The organism is Terrisphaera buseokensis, from assembly GCF_047521145.2.
In the GTDB taxonomy this organism is placed as follows: Bacteria; Verrucomicrobiota; Verrucomicrobiia; order Opitutales; family Opitutaceae; genus ER46.
This window is the reverse complement of record NZ_CM134186.1, coordinates 5,046,253-5,063,702: the sequence shown is the minus strand read 5'-3', so window position 1 is coordinate 5,063,702 and position 17,450 is coordinate 5,046,253. Positions and strand designations below refer to the sequence as shown.

Here is a 17,450-nt window from a genome sequence, read left to right as displayed (position 1 = left end):
TTCCACCCCTTCGTTTTCAAACCATGTCCGCTTCCCTTTCGATCGCATTCATTGGCACCGGCGTGATGGGCCGCAGCATGGCGGGTCATCTGCACAAGGCCGGCCACAGGCTCCACGTGTTCAACCGCACCAAGGAAAAAGCCCAGGCGCTGCTTGACGCGGGCGCGACCTGGCACGACAGCGCCGGCGCGGCCGCGGCCCACGCCGATGTCGTGATTACGATGCTGGGCTTTCCGACGGATGTGGACGCCAGCTACCTCGGGGCCGGTGGCATTGTGGCACAGGCGAAACCCGGCGCGCTGCTGATCGACATGACGACGTCGAGTCCCGTGCTCGCACGGAAGATCGCAGAGGCGGCGGCGAAACGCGGCCTGGCTTCCCTCGACGCTCCCGTTTCCGGCGGCGATCTGGGCGCCCGTGAAGCGCGCCTCGTGATCATGGTCGGCGGCGACGCCGCGGCCTTTGCGCGCGCGAAACCGCTCTTCGAAATCATGGGCAAGAACATCGCGCTGCTCGGAGCCGCGGGTGCCGGCCAGTATTGCAAGATGGCCAACCAGATCGCGGTCGCGGTGGGCATGGTGGCGTGGGTCGAGGCGCTCGCGTATGCGAAAAAGGCCGGCCTCGATCCGACTGCCGTGCACGCGAGCATCAGCGGCGGCGCGGCCGGCAGCTGGGCGATGACGAATCTCGCACCGCGCGCGCTGGGCGACAATTTTGCGCCGGGCTTCTACGTGAAGCATATCATCAAGGACATGAAGATCGCCCTCGAGAGCGCGGCGGAGTTGAAGCTCGATCTCCCCGGCCTCGCCAACGCCAAGAAACTCTATGAACAGGTCGCCGCCCGCGGCTGGGAGGATTGCGGCACGCAGGCGTTGTACCGACTGTATGCCGCGCTCTGACCAGCGCGGCAGTTGAAAGTTGAGGGTTGAGAGTTGAGAGACTCCAAACCCCACTTTCGACGTCGCCGCGATGGTTTGCCGGACTCTCAACTCTCAGCTCTCAACCCTCAACTGCGCCGCTGCGCGGCGCCTCCCCCATGAAACTTCCCCCTGATTTTCGCAAACGGGTGCTCGCGCGCGAGTGGCTGGCCGGCACTTTTCTGAACCTGGGTTCGCCCGTCACGGTTGAGATCGCCGGCCTCGCGGGCTTCGACTGGGTGTTGATCGATCACGAACACGGTCCGGGCGGCGAGGACACGTTGCTCCACCAATTGCAGGCCGCCTCGGCCACGCCCACGTTCCCGATCGTGCGCATCGCGCAGAACGACACGCCGCGTTTCAAACGCGCCCTCGATATGGGTGCCCTCGGCGTGATGGTGCCGTATGTGAGTACCGCCGCCGAGGCGCGCGCCGCGGTGTCGGCGATGCGTTACCCGCCGCACGGCGTGCGCGGGGTCGCCAAGTTCAATCGCGGCGCCGGCTTCGGCGGTGACTTCGAGGAGTACTACGCGCACGCGCACGAACGTCTGCTCACCGTCATCCAGATCGAGACGGTCGAGGCCATCCAGAACATCGACGCCATCGCGGCAGTCGACGGCGCCGATGTGCTCTTCGTGGGACCGACCGATCTTTCCTACAACATGGGGATCCGCGATCAGCTTGAGAGCGCCGCGTTCACCGAGGCGCTCCGCAAGGTGAGCGATGCGGCGAAGCGTCACGGCAAGGCCGCCGGCATCCTCGTTCACAACAACGCCCTCGTACCTAAAGTCCGCGATCTCGGCTACACCTTCACCGCGCTCGGCAGCGACGGTGGCGCGGTGCGCGCCGGGTTGCTCGGTTTTGCCGCCGCGTTGAAAGCGAAGTAATCTTCCGCGCGCGCGCCACTCGCGCGCGCTCCGCCGCGTCTCCACCGCGAGGTTTCCGACCCCATGAAAATCACGGACATGTCCATCACGCCGATCGCGCTCGGCGATCCGCCCCTGCTGAATGCGGCCGGCCTGCACGCGCCGTACTGCCTGCGCACGGTGGTCGAAATCACGACCGACACCGGTCTTACCGGCCTGGCGGAAGTGCCCGGCAGTGTCGCGGTCGATCAGGCGCTGGCCGCGGTGCGCGACACCGTGATTGGCAGCGATCCGTTGAACTGGAATGCGCTCCGCGCCCGGCTCGCCGCGCGCTGTTCGCCCGAGACCTCGGCGTCGCGTGGCGACAAGCCATGGGACGGTCGCACGCGCGTGCAGGTGTTCAGCGCGCTCGACGTCGCGTGCCTCGACGTGCAGGGCAAGGCCTTTGGCGTGCCGGTGGCCACGCTCCTCGGCGGCATCGTACGCGAGCGCGTGCCGTACTCCGCGTACCTGTTCTATAAATACGAAGGCGCCGGCGGCGAACTCGCCTTCGGCACCGATCCCAAGGCCACGGGCTGGGCCGCGGCCCGCCAAAAGGCGGCGCTCGATCCCGACGGCGTCGTTGCGCAGGCCGAGGCGATGGTCGCGGCCTTCGGCTTCGAATCGATCAAGCTGAAGGGCGGCTGTTTCGAACCCGCGCAGGAAGTCGCGGCGATGAAGGCGTTGCACCGGCGCTTCGGTCCGAAGGTGCCGCTGCGGCTCGACCCGAACGCGCTGTGGACCGTCGAGACGTCGATTCGCTTCGGTCGCGAACTCGAGGGCATTCTCGAATACCTTGAGGATCCGTGTCGCACGCAGGAAGGCATGGCGCGGGTGCGGCAGGCGTTGAAAACGCCGCTCGCGACAAACATGTGCACGACGTCGTTCGACGATCTGCCTGGCAGCGTGCGCACCGGCTCGGAGGATATCATTCTCACCGATCACCATTTCTGGGGCGGACTGCATTCGTCGATGGAACTCGCGGCCCATTGCCGGGTGTTCGGCCGCGGCGTGTCGATGCACTCGAACAACCACGCGGGCATCTCGCTCGCCGCGATGACGCACCTGGGCGCGGCGATGCCGAACCTCAGCTACGCGCTCGACACGCATTATCCCTGGCAGTGGGAGGAAATCATCGTGGGCGGCCGCATGGCGATCGAGGGCGGCTGCGTCACGCTGCCGAAAGGACCGGGCCTCGGCGTCGAGCTCGATCGCTCGGCGCTCGCGCGGGCGCACGCCACGTATCAGCGCGCCGGCCTCAAGGAGCGCAACGACGAGATCGAGATGCAGAAGAAAGTCCCGGGTTGGAAATTCTCTGCCACGCGCTGGTGAGCGCCCCAATTCTTTCCATGAATTCCCCTGTACAACGGCTTGGCGGCAAACAGGCGCTCGTGACGGGCGCGGGTTCCGGCATCGGTCGCGCCATCGCGGTGCGGCTGGCGGCGGAGGGCGCGGAGGTGACGATCCTGGAGGCCAAGGCGGAAGCGGGCGAAGCCACGGCGGCGCAGATTCGCGCGGCGGGCGGCGCGGCGCGCGTGATCGCGGCCGATGTTTCGAACACCGAATCGATGCGCGCGGCGTTCGATCAGGTGGAGAAACTTCACGTGCTGGTGAACAACGCCGGTATTTCTCACGTCGGCAATGTGCTCAGCACGACGCCCGAAGACATGGATCGCGTGTACGCGGTGAACGTGAAGGGCGTGTATCACGGTCTGCATTTCGGCGTGCCGCGGCTGCTGGCGTCGGGCGGCGGCGCGATCGTGAACGTCGCGTCCATCGCCTCGAAAATCGCGCTGCTCGATCGCTTCGCCTACGGCATGAGCAAGGGCGCGGTGCTCACGATGACGCTCGCGGTGGCGCGCGACTTCGTTGACCGCGGGCTGCGTTGCAATTGCGTGTGTCCGGCGCGCGTGCACACGCCGTTTGTCGACGGCTTTCTCGCGAAGAATTATCCCGGCAAGGAAAAGGAGATGTTCGACAAGCTCTCCGCCGCGCAACCGATCGGCCGGATGGGCAAGCCCGAGGAGATCGCATCGCTCGTGGCGTTTCTCTGTTCCGACGAAGCCGGCTTCATCACGGGTTCGGCCTACGACATCGACGGCGGCGCGACGCTGCTGCGCTGAGTTGGCTTCCGCGCGGCGGCAGTGCTACTCGCTGGCGCTCGTAGCCACAGACGACGGCGAGAAGGAGCGAAATCGCACTGCTCTTCCTGCCCGGCGCCTGGTTTGGACAGAATGGACAGAATGAACCGAATGAGCCCGGGTCCCTGCAGGGGGAAAAGTTTGTCCATTCTGTTCATTCTGTCCCAACTCAGGCGAGTCGGTGACTCGTTCCCCAATCGTGAGCGAATCGCTGCTACCGTCCGCCCTGCTGCAACAATCCGCGCGCCTGCACGTGCGCGGGATCGATCTCGAGCGCGCGGCGCGCGGCGGCCTGCGCGGCCTCGCGTTGGCCGGTTTGCCACAGGACGGTGGCGCGCGCGTACGGATAGTCGGCGACGGCCGGAGCGACCTGTTCGGCTTGCTGCAACGCCCCGATGGCGTCCGGGCCGCGTCCGGTCTGCGCGAGCAAGAGCCCGAGATTGTACCACGCGCGATCGAGCCGCGGGTTGCGGCGGACGGCTTCACGCAGGGCGAACTCCGCGTCGGGCAACTTGCGCGCCGCGGCAAACGCGAGCGCGGCATTGAACGCCGCGGTGGCGTCGGTCGGATTGAGCTGCGCCGCACGCCAGAGCGCCGCCGCCGCTTCCGCGGGTTTGCCCACTTCGTTCAGCACGATGCCGAGCGCGTCGAGAATGCCAGGCGAGTTCGGATCCCACTCGGCGGCTTTGCGCAACGAGGCCTCGGCCTCCGCGGCGCGCCCGCGATTGAAAAGATCCTGACCGATGCGCATCCGACCCGCCGGCTGATCGGCGCTCACGGCGAGGTAGGCGTCGAGTTCCTTGCGCGCGGCGGAGTCGGGCGGGAGTTCGGCTGACAACGGCCACGCGGCATCGAGCCGCACGAGGCGCGTCGCATCGTTCAGGAGCGGCCGCAGATTCGCCACCTCGGTGGGCAGCGTCGACAACACCTGCGCGGCGGCCGAGCGCACGAGCGGATCGGCGTCGCGGGTCAGCGTCCGCGCGGTCTCGATCACCTTCGGCGTCGTCGCGGCGTAGTTGCGCAACAGCAGCAGCAACGTCGCGCGCCACGCCGGCACGTCCTCGGAAGCAATCAGCGCGAGGACTTTCTCCGGGGCTTCGGGGGCGTTGGCCTGCGCGGCGGTGACGGCCCGCGTGCGTTGGCGCTGCCGTGACTCCATCTTGGGCCCGTACCACTGGTCGGTGTGCGTGATGGCCCAGTCGACGGTCTTGTCGGTGTGACACCGATTGCACGCGTTCGGAATGCCGAGTTCCTTCGTGAGCAGCGGATCGGGTTTCAGGAAGCCGTGATCGTGCCGCGGGTCGCGCTGCATGTAGGGCGTCGTCGGCATGTGGCAGGTGACGCACTGATTGCCCGTGCTGCCGGCCGGGTGGTGCGAGTGCGCGACGGGATCGATCACCGGCGCGTTGAGCCGCGGGGACGGTCCGTGGCACTGCAGACAAAGCGCGTTGTTCTCGACCGGCAACTTGGTGCGGCCGCTGTGCGGATCGTGGCAGTCGAGGCACGTGACGCCGGCCTTGCCGCCCATCCGGCTCGTGAGGAGCGACGTGTAATTGAAGTCCTCATCGCGCACCTGTCCGTCCGGATAGAATACGGCGGCTTCGGTCGGCAGCGTGAGGCGGTAATAATCGTGATACGAACCGCCGGGCTGCAGGCGGCCGGTGAGCAGCTCGTTGCGGGCGTGACAGGGCGCGCACGTTTCCTGCGCAAGCTTGAGCGCGGCGGCGGTTGGATTGCCGGGCGGCGTCGAACCGCTCGCGGGTTTGCGTTTCGGGTCGGAATGGCCGGGCGCGAGGTTGGCGTGGCATTGCGCGCAACCGACGCCGTGCTCGCGCCACGTGGTCGCGTAGGTGTCGGTGACGGGATTGTAGTTCTTCTGGTAGTCGGTGAGGTGGCAGTGCGCGCACATCGAGTTCCAGTTCATGCCGCGACCGCGCCAGTGGCCCCATTCGCCGGGCTGGCGGCGTTCGTCGCCGAAGACGTTGAACCATTCCTTCTTCGCCGGATCGAAGGTCAGCTCGGCCGCCTGGTAACGTCCGCCGCCGACGGGCACGACGTATTGCCGCAGCGGCGTGTGGCCGAGCACGAAGTCGGCGGTGTAGACCTGCGCGGGCTGGCCCTCGCGTTGCTCGCTGACTGCGGGCTTTCCGTCCTTCCACTCGGTGCGGTACTCGATGCCGTTCACCGTGACGCGATGGCCGGGGGCAAACGCATCGGCGTCCTTGGCGGCGTCGACCGGTCGGTGCGCGAGCGCGTGGTGGGATCCGGACCAGGCCTTGTAAACGTCCTCGTGACACGAGCGGCAGTCCGCCGAGGCGAACGACACCGGCGCGGGCGTGGCGGCCGGCGCGGTTGCGGCCGTGGCGGTGGTTTTCGTTTCGCGACTGCAGCCGCCGGCCAGGCTGCCGAGGAGCAGCCAGAGAGCGAGCGCACCGACCGAGAGGGGAATGAGGGGCGCGGAGCGCAGGCGGACGGGTCGCATGATCAGCAGACGTCGAAACGATACACGGTCGTGGAGCGAAGCGTTTCGCCCGGGGCAACGATCACGGAGGGGAAAGCGGGCTGGTTGGGCGAATCGGGGAAGTGCTGCGTTTCGAGGCAGAAGCCGTGGCGGTGCTGGTAGACGTGACCGAGCTTGGCCGGGAACGAGCCGTCGAGGAAATTGCCGGTGTAGAACTGCATGCCGGGTTCGGTCGTCAGCACTTTCATGATACGGCCGGAAGCGGGATCAACCACGGTGGCCGCGGGCGCGAGGGCGTTGGGCTGGCCGGGCGCGTGCGTGATCACGTAGTTGTGATCGTAGCCGCCCGCGAGCTGGAGCTGTTCGTGTGGGACATTGATCCGTTCGCCGATCGGATGCGGCGTGGAGAAGTCCAGCGGCGTGCCCGCGAGCGGAGCCACGTGGCCGAGCGGAATCAGGCCGGCGTTCACCGGCGTGTAGTCGCGCGCGTGGATCGTGAGCATGTGACCGAGGACATCGCCCGCGCCTTCGCCGGCGAGATTGAAGTAGGCGTGATTCGTCAGATTGATCGGCGTGGGCTGATCGGTGATCGCCTCGTAATCGATCCGAAGCGCGTTGTCGGTCGTGAGCGTGTAGGTGACCACGACCTCAACGTTGCCCGGGTAACCTTCCTCGCCGTCGGGACTGCGATGGTGCAGTCGCAGGCCCGCTTCGCCCGCGCGCGTGAACGGCTCGGCCCGCCACACCGCTTTGTCGAAGGCCCGCAGACCGCCGTGCAGGTGACACGGAATGCCACCGGGCGTGTTGTTGAGCGCGAGCGTGTAGCTTTTGCCGTGCAGGGAAAACCGGCCGTGCGCGATGCGATTGCCGACGCGGCCGATCACGCAGCCGAAGTACGGCGAGCGTGCGACGTAGTCGTCGAGGCGATCGAAGCCGAGTGTCACGTCGGCGAGCCGGCCCTGGCGATCCGGGGCGAAGAGCCGCACGACCGTCGCGCCGTAGTCGGTGATGTCCGCGCTCACACCCTGCGCGTTGCGCAAAGTGAAAAGATGGGCCGCGCGGCCGTCAGGAGTGGTGCCGAAAGGGATCATCGCAGCGAACGCGATTGAGCGGGAGGCACGGGCGCGGACTGGGAGAGTGCGCGCACGCCGTCCGCGGTTTTTCCGACGGAACGCGCATGGAGTTTCGGGGGCGAGAATCGGCTGATTTCTGCGGACACGATCGGTACCGAACCGGATGCGCCGCCCGCCCGCAACGTGTAAGATTGGGACTCATGAATTCACTTACTTCCACCGTATCCACCGACCTGAACGCAGACGAAGTGGCGCGTCGCGCCTATGAGATCTGGCAGAGCGAGGGCTGCCCCGACGGCTGTGACCAACGTCACTGGCTGGAAGCCGAACAGGAACTCACGGCCCGCGCCTCGGCCGGGAAAGTCCCGGCCAGCGTGCCGCCGCTGAGTGAGGCGGCGATCGAAGCGCAACGACCGTCGGTTGACGTGCCGCTCAAGGAGTCGCGGCGGCCGGCGAGCGAATCCGCTCGCGAGCGGCGGCGGGACAGCGCGACGCCGTTTGCCGCGCGCAAGCCGTGGACGGGCACGGGACGGTGAGCGTTCACCTTTCGCCCGTCGCCAACGGGTAGGGCGCGTTGTCCCTCAACGCGCTGCCGCTTGAGGAAACCCATCACGTTAGTTCCGGCGGCTGGTGGACCAGCCGCCCTACTTTGCCCTTCAGCGCTTCAGCCTTTCAGCAGTGATTCGGCGCCGTCGATGAACACCTCGGCGCCGGTAATGTGCGTCGCGATGTCGGAGCAGAGGAACCAAATCAATTCCGCTACCTGACCCGCGGTGCCGGACTTGCCCCCGGTGAGCGGGACTTTCCCCTCGGGAAAGATCACGGGCAGGGTCAGCGCATCGACATTCCGGCGCTCGGTGTTGTCTTCGATTTTCGTTTCAATCGAGCCCGGGCACACGGTGTTGACGCGAATGCGATGCGCCGCGAGTTCGAGCGCCATCATGCGGCCGAAGGCCACCTGGGCCGCTTTCGTCGTGGCGTAAGCGCTCGCGCCGACGCTGCTGAATGTGCGGTTGCCATTGACGGACGACACGATCGCGATCGCGCCGCCGTTGACCTTCAGCAGCGGCACCGCGTGTTTGACAGTGAGGTATGTGCCCTTCGCGTTAATCGCGAACGTCTCATCCCAATCCTCCTCGCGCAGTTCCTCGATGCCGGTCCAGACACCGTTGATCCCTGCGTTGGCAACGACCACGTCGAGCCGGCCCCAGGAATCACGGATCGATTGGAAGCCCGAGGCGAGTTGGTCAGACTTCGCCACGTCCGCCAGCAGGCCGATCGCGTCGCCGCCCGCATGGCGGATTTCCGTGCAGGTGGCTTGGGCCTCCGCTTCGTTGCGGGTCAGCACGGCGACGCGGGCGCCGGCGTAGGCGAATAGTTTCGCGGTCGCCCTGCCGATGCCGGAACCCGCGCCTGTGACGAGCGCAACTTTGCCGGCGAGTGAATCCTTGAAGAGGGTGTGCATGATGACGTCAGCGGAGCGGCGGAGCACGTCCGAGTCAGGACGCGCTCTCCGCCGGCCAGCTCAGCGGGTGGTCTTGGTGGCTGACGCGCGCGACGCCGCCCCGCCGATCGCTTTCGCGTGAATGCCTTCGTGGAACTCCTCGATCATCTTCGCGTTGAAGGCCGGGATGTCGTCGGGCTGGCGGCTGGTGACGAGACCGTTGTCCACCACCACCTCGCGATCGACCCAGTTCGCGCCGGCGTTCTGCAGGTCGCGTTTCACGGAGACATAGGAGGTCAGGGTGCGACCGCGCACGACGTCGGCTTCAATCAGCAGTTGCGGAGCGTGGCAGATTGCAGCGACGGGTTTGCCGGCGTTGAAAAACGCGCGCACAAATTCCACGGCCTTCGGTTCCATCCGGAGTAGGTCGGGATTCATGACTCCGCCGGGCAGCAGGAGCGCGTCGTACGTGGCGGCGTCCGCGTCATCGAGCGCGAGATCCACCTGGAGTTCGTCGCCCCAATTGCCGTCCGTCCAGCCGCGGATCGTGCCGGCCTTGAGGGAAACGAGTTCGGTGTCCGCGCCCGCGCGTTCCAATGCTTCGCGGGGCAGTTTCAGTTCGCTTTGTTCGAAACCGTCGGTGGCGAGAATCGCGATGGTCTTGCCGTGGAGTGAGGTGGGAGAGTCTGCCTTGAGCATGATGCGTCCTTTTTTTCAGTGGTGGGTTTGAATTGAAGCGACGCTGGCATCGCCACTGACCGGGCTCGCTCCGGTCGGTTCGTGCGGCGGAACAAAGTTTCCCGCCGGGGTACCTTGGTGGAGTGGCCGCTGACCTTCCCCTCCTCTTCGTGAAAACCGGTTGTCCGTATTGTACGGAGGCCATCACCTTCCTCGATCGGAACGGCGTCGGCTATCGGCTGAAAGACGTGACGGTCGATGCCGAGGCGCGGGCGGACATGGAACGAAAGTCGGGGCAGACCAAGGCGCCGACGCTCGATTGGAACGGAAAGATTCTCGCCGACTTCGGCGTCGATGAACTGATTCCGTTTCTGCGCGGCCGGAACGTGAAGCTCGAGGACAGCTGAGCCGGGGCGATGGGGTCGCCCGCGAATCACGCGAATGGGCGCGAATAAAATCGGATAAGAACGAGATTGGCCTGACGGTGGGTGTAGGCAGGCGCGGTCGGATCTGATTTCACGTTGTCGCTGAAATTCGCGCCGGTTCGCGTGATTCGCGGGAGCTTGTTTGTGTCGGCCGGGCTCGCATTCGCGCGTGCGTACGGTTGAGCTCGCCGTCGCATGGTCCTCGATTTTTCCGCGCTCCGCCCCCGTGACGCCTATGGCTGGATGATATCCACGATTCTCCCGCGACCGATCGCGTGGGTGTCGACGATCTCGGCGGAGGGGAAATCCAACCTCGCGCCGTTCTCCTTTTTCCAGGGCGTCACCGCCAACCCGCCGACGCTCATGTTCGTGCCGGTGAACAAACGCGACGGCAGCAAGAAGGACACGGTGCAGAACATCGAGGCCGTGCCCGAGTTCGTGATCAATCTCGTGTCGTTCGAGTTGGCGGAGCAGATGAACGCCTCCGCCGCGCTCCTGCCGTATGGAGAAAGTGAATTCGAGCGTTTTGGCATCGCCGCCGCGCCCAGCGATCGCATCCGGCCGCCCCGCGTCGCGGCCGCCCCCGTGGCTTTCGAGTGCGCGCTCGAACGCATCGTGCTGATCGGCGAGGGACCGCTCGCGGCGAACGTGGTGTTCGGCCGCATCCTCGTGGCGCACGTCAACGACGCCGTGCTCGGGGCCGACGGCCGGCCCGATGCCGGCAAACTTGATCTCATTGGTCGGCTCGGCGGCGAGTCGTTCACGCGCACGCGCGATCGGTTCGATTTGGAGCGGCCGGATTGAACGGGAGCGCGACCGCCCCCGGTCGCATTCGGAGATTTTGGGTGTAATATGGATTCGGAAAAAGCGAGCGGGGGCGGTCGCGGTCCCAAGGTATCCCTTCTAATTTGCTTCTTTCGAACTTAGTCGCGGTCGGGATTTACTTGGCGTTTCGGGGTTGGCCGCTGAGCTTTGTCCCATGAGTGAGGTCGTGATTCTCTCCGCCACGCGCACACCCCTGGGCGCGTTTCAGGGCGCGCTCGCGTCCGTGCCGGCGCCCCGGCTCGGCGCCGTGGCGATCCGCGGGGCGGTGGCGCAGGCGGGCGTGCGTGCGGATGAGATCACGGATGTCCTCATGGGCCACGTGTTGCAGGCCGGAGCCGGCCAGGCGCCGGCGCGACAGGCGGCGTTGTACGCGAGACTGCCGCCGGCGGTGCGTTGCACCACGGTGCACAAAGTCTGCGGCAGCGGCATGGAGGCGGTGATCATGGGCGCGCGTGCGCTGGCGGCGGGCGATGCGACGCTGGTCGTGGCGGGCGGCATGGAGACGATGAGCGCGGCGCCGTACCTGCTGCCGAAAGCGCGCGACGGTTACCGGCTCGGTCACCAGCAGGTCGTGGACTCGCTGCTGCACGACGGACTCTGGGATCCGTATGACAATCTGCACATGGGCAACTGCGCCGAGCAGTGCGCGCGCAAATATGGCTTCACGCGCGAGCAGCAGGATGCGTTTGCCGCGGAGAGTTTCCGCCGCGCCCAAGCCGCGCAACAGGACGGGCGGCTGGCGCAGGAAATCACCGCCGTGGAAAAGCCCGGCGCAAAGGGCGCGACCGTCGTCGTCGATCGCGACGAGGGGCCGGCGAAAGTGAATTTCGAAAAAATGCCGACGCTGCGACCCGCGTTCGAGGCCGCGGGCACGATCACGGCGGCCAACGCCTCCACGCTCAACGATGGCGCGGCGGCGCTGGTCCTCGGCACCGTGGCGGACGCGAAGGTGCGTGGGTTGAAACCCATCGCGCGCGTGGTGGCCTGGGGCGCGCACGCGCAGGAACCGGTCTGGTTCACCACGGCGCCCGTGACGGCTGCGCAGCACGCGCTCCAGCGCGCGGGGTGGAGCGTCGACGACGTCGACGTGTGGGAAGTCAACGAGGCGTTCGCCGTGGTGCCGCTCGCGTTCATGCACGAACTCCGCGTGCCGCACGACCGGCTCAACGTGCGCGGCGGGGCGATCGCGCTCGGCCATCCGTTGGGCGCCAGCGGGGCGCGCATTCTCGTGACCCTGCTTGCGGCGATGCGCGAACGCGGCGCGCGGCGCGGGCTCGCAGCCATCTGCATTGGCGGCGGCGAAGGCCTGGCCGTGTGCGTGGAGACACTTTCGGCATGAGCGATTACATCTGGAGACCGGAGGATCACGGCTGGACGCGCGACGCGCACGTCGCCCGTTTCATGCGCACGCGCGGCATCGGTTCGCTCGCGGAGCTGCGCCAGGCGTCGGTGCACTGCTACCAATGGTTCTGGGACGAAGCCCTGCACGATATGGGCCTGGAGTGGACGCGGCACTACACGCAGGTGCGCGACACCTCGCGCGGGTTCCCGTGGACACGCTGGTTCATCGGCGGCCAGATCAACGTCGCGCACAACTGCGTGGATCGCCACGTGCGCGACGGCCACGGCGACGAGACGGCGTTGTTCTTCGAGTCCGATTCCGGCCGGACCGAAGAGTCGCGGCGGGTCACCTTTCGTGAGCTGGGCGAGGCCGTGAATCGGTGCGCCGCGGCGCTCCAGTCGGCCGGCCTGCAGCGCGGCGACGCCGTCGGACTCTACGCGTCGATGCAGGTGCCCACGGTGGTGGTGCTGCTCGCGACGATGAAGATCGGCGCCCGCTTCGTGCCGATTTTCTGCGGCTACGGCGAGGAGGCGTTGCGCGAGCGGCTCGCGTTGTGCGAAGCGAAGATCCTGTTTGCCTGCGGCACGCTGAAACGACGGGGCAAACCCGCCGACACCGGCGCGATTGCCCGCGCGGCGGCGGCCAAGGTGCCATCGATCACGCGCGTGGTCTGGACCGACACCGCCGACTGGGACGAATTCCTGCACAGCGGCGTGTGCCTGGTGCCGCGGCGCGCGGCGGTGGCCAAGGGCGAGCAGCCTGCGGTCGACTGCGCCGTGACGGAGGCCGAGGACCCGTGCCTCATCATCTACACCAGCGGCACCACCGGCCGGCCGAAGGGCACGGTGCACACGCACGCCGGTTGTCTCGCGCAGATGGGCAAGGAACTGCGCTACGCGTTCGACGTGAGGCCGGGCGAGCCGTTTTTCTGGGTGACGGATATCGGCTGGATGATGGGCCCGTGGGAGATCATCGGCTGCCTGATGTATCGCACGCCGATCGTGCTGTTCGATGGCGCGCCGAATTTTCCGACGAGCGATCGCATTTGGGAGATCTGCGCGAAGCTGGGCGTTGTCACGCTCGGCTGCTCGCCGACGCTGATCCGGATGCTGCTGCGCGCGACGGACGGACGCGGACCAAAGGCCCATGACCTGTCCAAACTGCGGGTGCTCGGTTCGACCGGCGAAGTCTGGGACGAGGCCTCGTACCGATGGTACGCGGAGAATGTGGGCGGCGGCCGTTGTCCGGTGATCAACATTTCCGGGGGCACGGAGATCGTCGGCTGTCACGTGCAGCCGTATCCGGTCGAGCCGCTCAAGGCCTGCACCGTCGGCGGGCCGGCGCTCGGCATGGATGTGGACGTGTACACGGACGAGGGGAAATCCGCGCCGCGCGGCACGATGGGTCACCTCGTGTGCAAGCAGCCCGCGCCGTCGATGACGAAGAGTTTTCTCCACGACGACGCGCGTTATCTGGAAACTTATTTCAGCCGCTTTCCCGGCGTGTGGTATCACGGTGACTGGGCGAAGGTCGACGACGACGGCCAATGGTTCCTGTTTGGCCGCACCGACGACACGATGAAGATCGCCGGCAAACGTGTGGGCCCCGGCGAGGTGGAGGACGCGCTGACGTCGCATCCCGCGGTGGGCGAGGGGGCCGTCATTGGCATTCCGGATGACATCAAGGGCACCGCACTCGTGTGCTTCGTGGTGTTGAAACCCACTGGCGCGCCGCCGCGCGAGGCGGAATTGATTGCGCACGTCGCGCTCCAACTCGGCAAACCGCTCGCGCCGAAAAACATCTTCGTGGTGGGAGCGCTGCCGAAAACGCGCAGCGGCAAAATCGTTCGCGCCGCGATGGCCCGCGCGTTCCTGCAACAGCCGATCGGCGATCTCACCAGCGTCGAAAATCCCCAGGCGTTCGAGGCGATCGCGAGTGCGGGTGGAGTGGGCGCGAAATGAGCGCGGACGAATCGAGTGGCGGCACGGCGCCGATCCGCCGGGTGGGCGTGGTCGGCGCGGGTGTGATGGGCTCCGGCATCGCGCAGTGGCTGGCGGCGCGTGGGTGCGACGTCGTGCTCCGTGACGTGCAGCCGGCGGCGCTCGAGCGGGGCGTCGCGGTGATGCAGGGCCTGTTCGCCGAAGCGGTGCGGCGTGGAAAACTCTCCGGGCCTGAGGCGGAGGCCGGACTGCGACGGATTGCGACGACCTCCACGTGGGCCGAATTCGAGCACTGCGATCTCGTGGTCGAGGCGATCGTGGAGGACGTCGCGGTGAAGCGGGTCGTGTTTGCGGCCATCGCTGGCGTCGTGCCGACAACAACGCTGCTGGCGTCGAATACCTCGGCCCTGCCGATCGAGGAGTTCGCCGGAAGCGTGACCGCACCCGGGCGCGTGCTCGGCCTGCATTTTTTCAATCCGGTCAGCCGGATGCCATTGGTGGAACTGGTCGTCACGGCGCAGACGAGCGCGGCGGTGCAGGCGCGCGCGCAGGCGTTCATTCGCGCCATCGGCAAGCAGCCCGTCGTCTGCCAATCGTCGCCCGGCTTCCTGGTGACGCGCGTGCTGTTCTTCTACCTCAACGCCGCCGTGCGTCTCTGGGAGCAGGGCGTGCCCGCAGCGGTGATCGACGGCGCATTGCGCGACTTCGGCTGGCCGATGGGGCCGTTGCGGCTGATCGATGAGGTGGGAGTAGACGTGACGGATTTCATCTTCGGCGAGCTCGCGCATTATTTTCCCGGACGATTTGTCCGCTCCGGGGCGTGCGGGCGTTTGCTCGCGGCCGAACTGCGTGGACGCAAGAACGGCAGCAGTCGCGGATTCTATCGTTACGACGGCGGCACGGAGGCGTTGAACGAAATCGAGACGCGTTCGCTCGTCGCCGCCTTTTCCAGCGGCGCTCGGACTGGGGCGATGTCATCCGCGGATGTCTCCGCTTTCCTGATGCGCGTGATGGTCGACGAGGCCCGGCGGTGTCGGACCGAGGGCGTCGTGGCGTCCGCCGATGATGTTGACCTCGCGCTGCGCATCGGCGCGGGCTTTCCAGTAGCGAAAGGCGGATTGCTGGCGTGGGCAGCTGGGCAGAGGTGATATCAAAGGCCCGTGGCCTTTTTCCTTCTTTGATTATCGTGGCTACGAGCGCCAGCGAGTGGCCGGACCACCACTCGCTGGCGCTCGTAGCCACACCTGATCGTGCGGTAAGATTACGCGCCGCGCTGCGCGGACCAGAACCGGCACTCGTCCGAAAAATCGCGGACGGCGCGGGTCTCCTTCGCGATGGTGCTGCGCATCGCATCGAACGTGTGACGCCATCCGGTCGCGGCGAGATCCTCGAGGATCTCGCGCCGATCAGGCAGGTGCATGAACGTGCGGCCCGACTCATCCTCGAAGTACCGGTCGCCGAACTCGACCAGCCGCGGGTCCTGATCGCCGCGGGTCCAGCGGAGCGTTTCCAACCGCCAGAGCGCGCGCTCGGTTGGCGACGAATCGCGATCGTGGGTGGTGAAAAGCAACGGTGCGCCCGGCGCGCAAACCGCGTGCAACTGCTGCAGCGCCGCGCGCCGATTCGCGCGGCCGGGGATCTGCATCAGGCCGTTGAACATGAACAAAGCGCCGTCGAACGGTTTGTCATTTATTGGATGACAAGATGCGAGGGTGGTGGCGTCGGCGTGGAGGAAGGAGATGCCGTCGGCCTGGCGTTCGATCGCCAGGCTGCGGGCCTGGTCAACGAGCTCGGCGGCGAAGTCGAAGGCGGTGAGCTGGCGGTAGCCGAGTTGCCATAGGCCGAGCGTCACACGCCCGGCGCCGCAACCGGCCTCGATCAGCGCTGCGGTGCGGTCGGGAAAGAATCGCTCGATCAGGGCGCGCTCGGACGCCCACAGCCCGAGTTCGTGGGCAGCGCGCGTGTAGTGCACGACCGAGAGCAGATCGTTGAAGTCGGCGCGGACTTGTTCGGCTGAAATCTTTTTCACCGCGAAGAACGGGGAGCGGCTCGGAGCCGCGGGCGCGCGGCTCGCGGCCTGGCTTGATTTTACTTCGTGCGTTTCCAGCCGGCGATGAACATGCCGTTGGCGTTGAGCGCGTGCGGCCAGAGCGTGAGGCGGGGGGTGGCGGGCTGGAGCCGGGACGCCGTGAGATCGAGCGGCACGAGTTCCGGGTGCGCCGCGCTGAAGGCGTCGGCGACCGCATTGGTTTCGCTCCGCGTCAGGGTGCAGACGGCGTAGATGATACGGCCGCCTGGTTTGAGCGAGCCGACGACCTGGTTGAGCAGCGCGAGCTGCACGCCGGCGAGTTCGGCGACGTCGGCGGGCGTCGTGGTCCAGCGCGCGTGGGGGTTGCGCTGCCAGGTGCCGACGCCACTGCACGGGGCGTCGACGAGAATGCCGTCGAACTTGGTCTTCGTGGGCAGCTTTTCCGGCGTCTCCCAGGCGGCGACGCGGTAGTTGAAGATCTTCGCGCGCGCGGCGCGGCGTTTCAGCGTATCCAGCCGGCGGGTATGACGGTCGCTGGCCCAGACGGTGCCCTTGTTGCCCATCAGGTCGGCGAGATGCAGAGTCTTGCCGCCTTCGCCGGCGCAGGCGTCCCACCAGGTTTCGCCCGGTTTCGGCGCGGCGGCGTGGCTCACGAGCTGCGAGGCCAGATCCTGGATCTCAAACTCGCCGGTCTTGAACTGCTCGGTCTTGAAAAGGTCCTGCGTGCCGGTGAAGCGTAGGGCGTCGGGGGCGTGATCCGTCGCCTCGGCCGCGAAGAGCGACTTGGCGAGGTCCGCGCCGCGGCCCGGGCGCGCGCGCAGCCAGAGGGCCGGCTCGCGTTGAATTTGCCGCAGGTAATCTGCGGGCAGGTCCATTTCGGTCGCAATCCACGCGGGCACGGCACGCACGGCGAGCGTCTCGGCCTTGACGGACTTTTCGTCGGCGAGATTGCGCTCATGCATCGAGAACGCCTGCTCGAGCCGCTTCTGCGGCGAGAGCTTCGGATCCAGCCAGGAGAGCCAGCGGAAGTAGGCGAAGACCGTGTGGCTGATGGCCCGCCGCGCCGGCGGCTGGAGGTAGCGATGGTGCTCGAAATAGAAACGGAGCGCGGTGTCCGCCCGCTGGTCGGACGAGATCTGGGCGAGCACCTGGGCGGCGTGGTTGAGCGTGGCTTGGTCGGGCATGTTCGGCTGACGAAAGAGAGGAACGGGGGCAAAAGCGAAATTATAGACAAACGGGCGGGGGGCGGGCTGCTGATCTCAGAATCTGA

The 17,450-nt window shown here is 66.9% G+C and carries 16 protein-coding genes; 10 read left to right on the top strand and 6 right to left on the bottom strand.

From position 1 onward, the window contains the following. Positions 1–23: 23 nt before the first annotated feature. The 4 genes from ACLJEU_RS19010 to ACLJEU_RS18995 all read left to right on the top strand — a co-directional run bounded on the left by ACLJEU_RS19010 (position 24) and on the right by ACLJEU_RS18995 (position 3,945). A complete protein-coding gene (locus tag ACLJEU_RS19010; RefSeq protein ID WP_414659928.1) occupies positions 24–899 on the top strand; it encodes an NAD(P)-dependent oxidoreductase in 876 nt (291 codons plus the stop codon). A gap of 137 nt (positions 900–1,036) precedes the next feature. Then, a complete protein-coding gene (locus ACLJEU_RS19005) occupies positions 1,037–1,804 on the top strand; it encodes an HpcH/HpaI aldolase family protein (RefSeq protein WP_414659929.1) in 768 nt (255 codons plus the stop codon). A 63-nt stretch (positions 1,805–1,867) separates the two neighbouring features. Next, positions 1,868–3,154 carry an enolase C-terminal domain-like protein gene (locus ACLJEU_RS19000; RefSeq protein ID WP_414659930.1) on the top strand — a complete coding sequence of 429 codons (1,287 nt, stop codon included), beginning with the start codon at positions 1,868–1,870 and terminating at the stop codon, positions 3,152–3,154. A 17-nt stretch (positions 3,155–3,171) separates the two neighbouring features. Further along, positions 3,172–3,945 carry an SDR family NAD(P)-dependent oxidoreductase gene (locus ACLJEU_RS18995; RefSeq protein WP_414659931.1) on the top strand — a complete coding sequence of 258 codons (774 nt, stop codon included), beginning with the start codon at positions 3,172–3,174 and terminating at the stop codon, positions 3,943–3,945. 232 nt (positions 3,946–4,177) lie between these two features. On the opposite strand, the gene ACLJEU_RS18990 is transcribed toward ACLJEU_RS18995, so the two are convergent. Further along, complete coding sequence (locus tag ACLJEU_RS18990) at positions 4,178–6,445, bottom strand: tetratricopeptide repeat protein (RefSeq protein ID WP_414659932.1); 2,268 nt, start codon at positions 6,443–6,445, stop codon at positions 4,178–4,180. A gap of 2 nt (positions 6,446–6,447) precedes the next feature. After that, the gene (locus tag ACLJEU_RS18985) at positions 6,448–7,515 is read right to left on the bottom strand and encodes an aldose epimerase family protein (protein ID WP_414659933.1); all 1,068 of its coding nucleotides are present in this window, start codon (positions 7,513–7,515) and stop codon (positions 6,448–6,450) included. A 182-nt stretch (positions 7,516–7,697) separates the two neighbouring features. Between ACLJEU_RS18985 and ACLJEU_RS18980 the strand changes: the two genes are divergently transcribed. Next, the gene (locus tag ACLJEU_RS18980; protein WP_414659934.1) at positions 7,698–8,033 is read left to right on the top strand and encodes a DUF2934 domain-containing protein; all 336 of its coding nucleotides are present in this window, start codon (positions 7,698–7,700) and stop codon (positions 8,031–8,033) included. Between the two features lie 128 nt (positions 8,034–8,161). On the opposite strand, the gene ACLJEU_RS18975 is transcribed toward ACLJEU_RS18980, so the two are convergent. Together ACLJEU_RS18975 and ACLJEU_RS18970 are read right to left on the bottom strand one after the other, a co-directional pair. After that, positions 8,162–8,962 (bottom strand): SDR family oxidoreductase, encoded by an 801-nt coding sequence (locus ACLJEU_RS18975; protein ID WP_414659935.1) that lies wholly within the window; start codon positions 8,960–8,962, stop codon positions 8,162–8,164. 60 nt (positions 8,963–9,022) lie between these two features. Further along, positions 9,023–9,640: a type 1 glutamine amidotransferase domain-containing protein gene (locus ACLJEU_RS18970; RefSeq protein ID WP_414659936.1), complete on the bottom strand. Its 618-nt coding sequence runs from the start codon at positions 9,638–9,640 to the stop codon at positions 9,023–9,025. Positions 9,641–9,789: 149 nt separating this feature from the next. On the opposite strand from ACLJEU_RS18970, the gene ACLJEU_RS18965 reads away from it, so the two are divergent. The 5 genes from ACLJEU_RS18965 (at position 9,790) to ACLJEU_RS18945 (ending at position 15,299) form a co-directional block, all read left to right on the top strand. Next, on the top strand, positions 9,790–10,026 hold the full coding sequence (locus tag ACLJEU_RS18965) for a glutaredoxin family protein (RefSeq protein WP_414659937.1): 237 nt from the start codon (positions 9,790–9,792) through the stop codon (positions 10,024–10,026). Positions 10,027–10,239: 213 nt separating this feature from the next. Beyond that, positions 10,240–10,848 (top strand): flavin reductase family protein, encoded by a 609-nt coding sequence (locus ACLJEU_RS18960; protein ID WP_414659938.1) that lies wholly within the window; start codon positions 10,240–10,242, stop codon positions 10,846–10,848. A 175-nt stretch (positions 10,849–11,023) separates the two neighbouring features. Beyond that, positions 11,024–12,208, top strand: a complete 1,185-nt coding sequence (locus tag ACLJEU_RS18955) for a thiolase family protein (protein WP_414659939.1) — start codon at positions 11,024–11,026, stop codon at positions 12,206–12,208. Next, a complete protein-coding gene (locus ACLJEU_RS18950; RefSeq protein WP_414659940.1) occupies positions 12,205–14,172 on the top strand; it encodes an AMP-binding protein in 1,968 nt (655 codons plus the stop codon). The genes ACLJEU_RS18955 and ACLJEU_RS18950 overlap by 4 nt, the downstream gene beginning before the upstream one ends. Continuing rightward, positions 14,169–15,299, top strand: a complete 1,131-nt coding sequence (locus tag ACLJEU_RS18945) for a 3-hydroxyacyl-CoA dehydrogenase family protein (protein WP_414659941.1) — start codon at positions 14,169–14,171, stop codon at positions 15,297–15,299. The genes ACLJEU_RS18950 and ACLJEU_RS18945 overlap by 4 nt, the downstream gene beginning before the upstream one ends. Before the next feature lie 113 nt (positions 15,300–15,412). Here ACLJEU_RS18945 and ACLJEU_RS18940 read toward each other — a convergent pair whose 3' ends face one another. Both ACLJEU_RS18940 and ACLJEU_RS18935 read right to left on the bottom strand, forming a co-directional pair. After that, positions 15,413–16,180, bottom strand: coding sequence for a class I SAM-dependent methyltransferase (locus tag ACLJEU_RS18940; RefSeq protein ID WP_414659942.1), 768 nt, complete (start codon positions 16,178–16,180; stop codon positions 15,413–15,415). Positions 16,181–16,239: 59 nt separating this feature from the next. Next, positions 16,240–17,364, bottom strand: a complete 1,125-nt coding sequence (locus tag ACLJEU_RS18935; protein ID WP_414659943.1) for an RsmB/NOP family class I SAM-dependent RNA methyltransferase — start codon at positions 17,362–17,364, stop codon at positions 16,240–16,242. Between the last annotated feature and the right edge of the window lie 86 nt (positions 17,365–17,450).